A 7,696-nucleotide genomic window follows, 5' to 3' on the forward strand; every position below is an offset into this window, starting at 1 on the left:
ATCAGGGAGAAAAGAGCAGGGGATAGAGTGGAGTATTGTTTTGAGCCTATCGATTAAAAATCAAGCAGTCTACGGAGCTGGTGGAATCGCCTTTTCGGTAAAGGATGCTTCTTTTACGACATTTGTATTGCTGTATTACACCCAGGTTTTAGGGTTAAGCGGTACCCTGACTGGAATAATGCTGACAATAGCTGTGGCCTGGGATGCAATTTCTGATCCAATGATTGGGGTGTATTCAGACCGTTTTTCCTCCCGTTGGGGGAGGCGCCTGCCGATAATGGCATTCAGTGTTATCCCCATGCCATTGGGGTTGATCGCCTTATTCGCACCACCTGAGATAGTGTCCAGTAATCAAACTCATTTGGCGATTTGGCTTTTGGGAAGCGCCATCTGGCTGCGAACGGCAACCACTCTATTCAGTGTACCGCATGTGGCCATGGTTGCTGAGATCACACAGGATTATCATGAGCGCAGCCAGTTTTTCAGCGCCAGATCTGGTCTCATGTTCTTGACGGGTGGTTTACTGCCCGCACTTAGCCTGTATTTTTTGTTTGGTGAATCAGAGGGCGTTGATGGTCGTTTCGTTGCTGATAATTACGTCATTTATGGCTTTGTGACGGCCGCGATTGTGATTGTATTTTCCGTGATTACCATCAGGGGAATCTGGGGATTTATCGATAAAAGTACACTCCATACAGCCACTGCTCCCAGCACAGGTGGTTTACGAGACCTGCTGACGGACTTTTTGTCCACCTTTCAAGGGGCCAATTTTCGTAACTTGCTTTGCTATGATTTCGGTGCTGCCATCGCTTACGGTATCATATTTGCGCTAAATGTTATTGCCTACACCTATTTTTGGGAGGTGGAGTCGGATACGCTGGGTATTATCTTCGGGGCCGGTGTTTTGTGTGCGGTACCTTTATCGATGCTGATGCAGAAGCGCATCAGTAATTTGTGGCCTAAACATATACTCATTCGGTATTCACTTATTGCAGCCATGGTAAATACCGTCTGGTTGTTCCCTCTTCGTATCTTTGATGTGCTGCCTGCAAATGGTCACTGGCTTGTTACAATACTGTTAATTCTGCAGTTTTGCTGTTTGTTGTGTTTTTTCCTGATGCGTCTGGTAGCGACTTACTCACTTGCTGCTGATTTGACAGATGAGCATGAGTTGCGCACGGGCGTGCGACAGGAGGGCGGCATCTATTCGGTGCTCCTTTTTAATTCCAAGCTTGCGTCTTCTATCGGACCTCTTTATGGTGGCTTTGCACTTGATTTTATCGGCCTCGATAAGAGTGTCACCCCTGACGCAGTGCCGCCGGATGTTTTGTCTGGACTGGTTTGGGCCATAGTTATTGGCACGGTTCCAATGTTGTTAGTTGCATGGCTTTTCACCTATCGTTTTTCGATGACGCAGGAACAGCTTAAGGAAATTCAGCACAAACTGAAGGTCAAGGCTGATACCAGCCCGGCTGCCTGAGCTCGGAAAGGAGCCTTGCTCAGTATTTGAGTCTCCTTAGGTTCGATTCTCCTTTCTATAATCCCGAGGGTCTGGTTTTCTGTCTTTATATTCCTCGATATTATAAAAGATGTCATTTAAAGCGCTCTTTGTAATATCCTGGACTGGGTGCTACCGCGGGTGCTGAGGAAATCACGCTATACTTTACTTGCTTTTGATTGGGATGGTTGGAATCTGCCGGACTCTGTCTGTTCCTCCTTTGAACTATGCAAATCAAATAGTGCCGTCCCGGTAAAAGTTGGTTCCAGATGGACAAGTATTCACTGCTTAGCAGTTATAGATTAACGGTATGCCCCTTCTCATTTGAAAGCTGATGCAGGTAAAACATAGGGGGGTAGGCTGTTTAGCCATAACGATAAATCCTTCACAGGAGAGCAATAGTGATGAAGAAAAATCTTAGTTCCACCTTGGCCATGTCAGTACTGGCGTCGGCGATCAGTGCATCGGTTACTGCACAGTCGGTTGATGAAGGTTGGGCTATCGAGGAGATTGTCGTAACGGCGCAAAAACGTGCCCAGAACCTTCAGGATGTACCTATTGCTGTTACAGCGCTCAGTGCCGATAAGTTGGCAAAAGGGGCTGTTGTGACACTTTCTGATATTTCACAGAATGTGCCTGGCCTCACTATCACAGATACTCAAGCTGACGATGTCAGGATATCCGTGCGTGGTATTAACTCTGATGACGCCAGTTTTGCGGCGGAACAAAGTATTCCGGTTTACCTTGATGGGGCATACATGGGGATTGGCCTGCCCTTGATTGGTGACCTGGAAGATATTGCCCAGGTGGAAGTGCTGAAAGGTCCCCAGGGGACCTTATTTGGGCGCAACGCCCTGGGTGGAGCAGTCAGTGTGACTACTGCAGATGTGAGTGATGATTTCGAAGGCAAAGTAAGCGCCAGGCTGGGTACCTATGACTTGCGCAAGTTGAATACCACGATAAATCTGCCTCTAATTGATGACACGCTGGCCATGCGAGTGAACCTGGGCAAGCTGGATAGAGATGGCTGGGCCAAAAATATCGTCACTGGCGATCGTGATGGTTGGGAACAGGATAGATGGCTGGCAAGAGTTAAATTGAAGTGGACGCCGACAGATGATCTGGAGATCACTTGGACCAGTGATAAGAAAAAGGAGGATGACCATGTTGGCTATAATCACCTCAATGAACTGACGGACATTTTTGGTAATCCTGGTACGGCTTTTCCTCGCACCGCATTTTCCCCGGCTGCGTTCGATATCACTGGTACAAAGACTGCCAGTGGCTCTTACAACATTGCAGCTGCCTTCGGGGGGGCACCGGGAGTTTCTGATGAGCCCCATGTCAACAACAGAATTAGTCGAGATATCGAAGGTCATGCTGCAAAAGCTGTCTGGGATATCAATGACGATTTGACTTTGACCTCGATTACGTCATATCGAGTATTGGAATCTTATATTGAAGAGGACAGGGACGGTACGGAATATCTCCTGGCAAGCGTTCGCTCCGGCATTGATTCCGATGAGTTTAGCCAGGAATTTCGCCTGAATGGAACCGGTGAGAATATCGATTGGTTTATCGGTGTCAGTGGCTTTAAACAAGAAGTTGACGGCTTGTCCGATAGTAGCTTTGGCTCCTATATTCTTGGCAGTGTTCTCCGAGAGCGCAATGAGAATATCTCAGAAATAGAAAGCTATGGTATTTTCGGTGACGTAATCTGGTCGGTCACCGACAAACTCAGCTTGACCTGGGGGGCGCGTTATTCATACGACGAGAAGGTCAATAAGATCCTCACTCCGGCTCAAGACACTCTGGGGCCTGGCATTAATGCACTTTTCCCTCATGCCGGCCAGTTGACAGACAGCCAGGCTAATCTTGATCCAAGTCTCGCCAACCTAAAAGAGGATTGGGTCAATTTTTCCATGCGCGGAGCGGTCAGTTATCAGTTCAGCAATGAGGTCATGGCGTATCTGAATATCAGCCAGGGTTACAAATCAGGTGGCTTCAATGGCTACCCGCTTGTTGATCTTGGTACAGGCCTTTCAGCCCCTGGTCAGATGGAGCCTTTTGATGAAGAAATAATCACTGCTTATGAGCTGGGTGTGAAGTCGACTCTTATGGATGGTCGCTTACGGTTCAATGCTTCCTATTTTTACTATGACTGGGAAGATCTGCAGGTGCAGACCGAAAATAATGGTGTTATCCGCACTGACAATGCCGGTAAGGCAGTGGGCCAGGGTATTGATCTTGAGTTGGCATTTCATGCGACAGAGAACCTGGCTCTAAGCGCTAGTCTGGGCTGGTTGGATACGGAGCTAAAAGAGGGTATTCCTGGTAATCCCGACTTTGTTGAAGGGTCTGAGCGTACTTACTCTCCCAGCTTCTCAGGTAATGTTGCTGCGGATTATTTCGTTGCGGTATCCGATCTGGGTGAAGTGTACTTCCACGTTGACTACAGCTATAACGGTGAGCAGCTTATCTCGCCAGGGTTAGAAATGGATAGCTATGGTTTGGTGAATGCGCGTGTCGGTTTTACCGATCCAGAGGGCGGCCTGGATATTTCCTTGTGGTCAAGAAATCTGACTGACGAGGAATACCTCACCAGCAATAAAGACTTCAGTACGGTGGGGTTTACTTCCCTTAAACGTAATGAACCACGTACTTACGGTGTAGATGTCAGTTATCATTTTTAGTGCCGACTGAGCAAAAAATCGTTCCGCAGGGATAAGTATCTGTTGTGCCATACTTATATCTTAGTGGTCAGGCCCTTTTGGGAAGAGTAAACAGGATAGCTGGAAGTGATATGCCCAATAATAAGTTTCTATTGTTAAGCGCGTTTCTCGTCGTATGTAGCTGGGTGCCAATGGCTTATAGCAATAAAGTCGGCACTGTGGAGTTGTCGTGGAATGATTCCGTGACCACGGTAATTCGTGACGGAAAGGTTAAAGGGATAAGCGATGGAGGCGCTTACAGCTGGCTTGGTATTCCTTTTGCCAGGCCGCCTGTGGGGGATCTTCGCTGGAAGGCTCCCCGTGATCCCGAAGCCTGGTCAGACACTTACCTGGCAAATAAGATGCCGGAAATCTGCTCCCAGAGGCTGTCTGCATGGACCGAAGGCTTTGCAGGCAGTGAGGATTGTCTGTACCTCAATGTTTTTCGTCCGACATCCGAGGAGACAGATTTACCCGTTTACTTCTACATTCATGGTGGCGGTAACTATACCGGATCTGCATCGGAGTACAGAGGTAATGTCATCGCTGAGAAGTTTAACGCCGTTGTGGTTATCATTCAGTATCGCCTGGGTTGGTTCGGCTTCTTTACTCATGAGCTTTTGCTGGAAAATCCGGAGATCCCTGAGGACGCCGCGGGTAATTACGCACTACTTGACCAGATTAAGGCCCTGCAATGGGTGCAGGATAATATCAAAGCCTTTGGGGGTAACCCGAATTTGGTCACCGTTGCCGGGCAATCTGCGGGTGCCCTTAATATCTCCGTGCTGCAAGGTGCGGAGCCGGTAAAGGAGGAAAACCTCTTTCATCGCGCCATACATCAAAGTGGAGCCGGAGCCTCCATTTATTCAAGAACAATGGAAAATTCTACCAATATCAGTGAAGTGGCATTGAAAGCGATGCAGAAAGAGGCGACAGGCGAACAGTCTGCTCTTTCGGATAAGGAAAAAAGGGACTTCCTGTATTCCGTTGATGCCGGGATTGTTGCTACAGCGCCTAACCCTACTGATGGGCACTATACCTCTGTAGTGGATGGCACTGTATTTAAATCAGATATCAGCAAGCAATTCCGTGAGGGCAGTTATCATAAAGTGCCTATGATTTCAGGAACCACTCAAGATGAGTTTACTGCGTATCTCGCGGATTTCCCGGACTTTGCCCTGTTGAATAAAGCGGTTGAGTCAGGCAAGGATAAAGAGGTTATCAAACCGGAAGTGAAAGCCTTCTATAAGGGCATCAAGGATGGTGTGAGCCAAATGTGGCGGGCAGTGGGATCTGATGAATTTGCACAGCTATTGACACAGCATCAGAATGACGTATTTGACTATACGTTTAGCTGGGACGGTGTAGATGGTAGTCTGTATCAATTTGTCTATGGCGCACCTCATGGTATAGAAATAGGCTTCCTTCATGGTCACCCCGATAAAGAAGCCCCTTATTCTCACGATTTTACTGCGGCTAATAGACCGGGCCGCATAGCACTTTCTGATGCTATCGTGAGTTATCAAAAACAATTTATCCGTACTGGAAATCCAGGCAATGGTTGGAATAATGATCAGCCGGTGAAGTGGCTGCCTTGGTCGAACGAACCCGGTGCGCCTAAAGGTATTGATTTTGATGCGGATGCTTTAAAAGCTGTTATTTCAATGGACCAGGATGTGATTACTGCCAGGCAGGTTCGCAGTGATATCGATGCTATTGAAGACGATCAGTTAAGAAAAACACTTTCGAAAATCCTGAATGGTGCGGGCTTTGAGCATTAAATTGGGCTAGGGTATCGATTGATGATTTTGAAGAACATATGTGTAGGTAAGAAAAAGGAAATCTCAGTTCAGGGACGAACTGTAAAAACCGCCTACCTGAAGGAGCCGCAGAATGGCCCGGTTCTGATTAATGAAGATGGCCCGGAAGGTAATGAGACGGCGGTGCACACTGATTCTGTCTATGCCTTCGCGGAGGAGAATTATCAATATTGGGCGGATCAGCTCGATATTGATCGAGAAGAGTGGTCGGCCGGCTTTTTTGCAGAGAATTTGACGATTTCAGGGCTGAAAGAGTCAGAGCTTTGTGTTGGTGATATGGTTGCTATTGGCGATAGCGTTCAATTGGTGGTGTCCGGTCCGCGAGTCCCTTGTCTTAAGCTCTGTTGGAGAATGAAGCAGCCGGAAGCGTTTATTCGCGAGTTTGCGCTTTCAGGGAAGAGCGGTGTCTACTTCAATGTGTTGAAAACGGGTGTTATCAAACCGGGTGATCCTGTCGAAATTGTTCATCGTGCACCAGAAGCTGTACTCATTGGGGAGCTGGTGCAGTATATTTTCGGCGATCGGGGTGCTGACATAGATCGTTTAGCGTTCATCCTGGGCTTGCAGTCGATAAGCGAAACATCAAAACTGCTACTGAACAATCAATACTATCAATTGGTTGACAGTCATAGGACAACTGAAGACCGCTGGCAGGAGTGGCGAGATTTTTCAGTTGCTGAAATCATCGAAGAAACAGAGCAGGTTAAATCATTTATTCTCAGGGCAGCAGATCAACAGCCAATCGCTCCCTATCGTGCAGGTCAGTTTCTTACGGTAAAATTGCCAATCGAAGACGAGGCCAATCGCGGCCAACCTTTGATTCGCGTGTGGAGTATATCCGACTATCAGGATAAACCCGATCACTACCGATTAAGTATCAAGAAAGAGTCCAATGGAAGAGGCTCGGGTTTTATGCACGATCAGTTGTCGGTTGGTGACAAATTGCCTGTTGCGGCACCCATGGGACGTTTTGTTCTCGACCGAGGTGGCTTTAAACCCATTCTGTTGCTGGCTGGCGGCATTGGAATTACACCGGTATTGTCTATGTTGAAAGCGCACATAGCAAAAGGCGATAACGCGGCACCGATTTACCTTGTTCATTGTTGTCAAAAGCGGGGGCTGCAACCACTGCGCAGGGAGCTTGACGAACTGGAAAAGCATCATAACGTCACTACGTTGCATGTTTTCGATCAGCCTGATGGCAGTGACAGGATTGGCGTAGATTACGATATAGAAGGCTTTGTTAATATTAAGCATATTCAGGACCTGCTTGCCGATTGTCATATTGTTCATGGTGGCAAACGGGTTGAGATGCCGTTGGCCGAGCTGGATGTATATATGTGTGGGCCTGCCATTTTCCAGGAAAAGTTAAAAGAGGCACTTATTGAATCTGGGGCGAATTCCGGGCGTATTTTCCAGGAGTCCTTCCAGGCCAGCAGTGGTGACAATGCAGTTGGCAAGATAGAACGGGCCACTGTTCGTTTCACTCGTCAAGGAAGTGATGAATCCGCTTCGGCAGAGTGGAAGGCTGAGGACAATCCGGCGTTTTTCAAGACAGATGTCACCATTAGTTCATTTTTTACGCTGCTTTCTCACACTCATGGTCCGAGTTATCCGGGTTTAGTTCGACCTCTTTGATGTAATCCCACTTCCTAGCCTCTCCAGAC

Annotated in this window: 4 protein-coding genes; all 4 read left to right on the top strand. The window is 47.7% G+C overall.

All coding sequences use genetic code 11. The annotated features are described in order from the left end of the window. The first annotated feature begins 40 nt into the window (after positions 1 to 40). The 4 genes from HBA55_RS05425 (at position 41) to HBA55_RS05440 (ending at position 7,667) form a co-directional block, all read left to right on the top strand. Positions 41 to 1,480 carry an MFS transporter gene (locus HBA55_RS05425; RefSeq protein WP_166988130.1) on the top strand — a complete coding sequence of 480 codons (1,440 nt, stop codon included), beginning with the start codon at positions 41 to 43 and terminating at the stop codon, positions 1,478 to 1,480. A 422-nt stretch (positions 1,481 to 1,902) separates the two neighbouring features. Continuing rightward, positions 1,903 to 4,191 carry a TonB-dependent receptor gene (locus HBA55_RS05430; protein ID WP_166988132.1) on the top strand — a complete coding sequence of 763 codons (2,289 nt, stop codon included), beginning with the start codon at positions 1,903 to 1,905 and terminating at the stop codon, positions 4,189 to 4,191. Between the two features lie 110 nt (positions 4,192 to 4,301). Further along, positions 4,302 to 5,990: a carboxylesterase/lipase family protein gene (locus tag HBA55_RS05435; RefSeq protein ID WP_166988134.1), complete on the top strand. Its 1,689-nt coding sequence runs from the start codon at positions 4,302 to 4,304 to the stop codon at positions 5,988 to 5,990. Between the two features lie 21 nt (positions 5,991 to 6,011). Beyond that, positions 6,012 to 7,667, top strand: a complete 1,656-nt coding sequence (locus tag HBA55_RS05440) for an MOSC domain-containing protein (RefSeq protein WP_166988136.1) — start codon at positions 6,012 to 6,014, stop codon at positions 7,665 to 7,667. Positions 7,668 to 7,696: the final 29 nt, after the last annotated feature.

Source organism: Pseudomaricurvus alkylphenolicus (assembly GCF_011683955.1).
Classification (GTDB): Bacteria; Pseudomonadota; Gammaproteobacteria; order Pseudomonadales; family Cellvibrionaceae; genus Pseudomaricurvus; species Pseudomaricurvus alkylphenolicus.

What these genes read in the sequence shown, in the direction of transcription:
- HBA55_RS05435 (WP_166988134.1), top strand. Translation starts at nt 4,302, where the DNA reads ATGCCCAATAATAAGTTTCTATTGTTAAGCGCGTTTCTCGTCGTATGT.
- HBA55_RS05430 (WP_166988132.1), top strand. Translation starts at nt 1,903, where the DNA reads ATGAAGAAAAATCTTAGTTCCACCTTGGCCATGTCAGTACTGGCGTCG.
- HBA55_RS05440 (WP_166988136.1), top strand. Translation starts at nt 6,012, where the DNA reads ATGATTTTGAAGAACATATGTGTAGGTAAGAAAAAGGAAATCTCAGTT.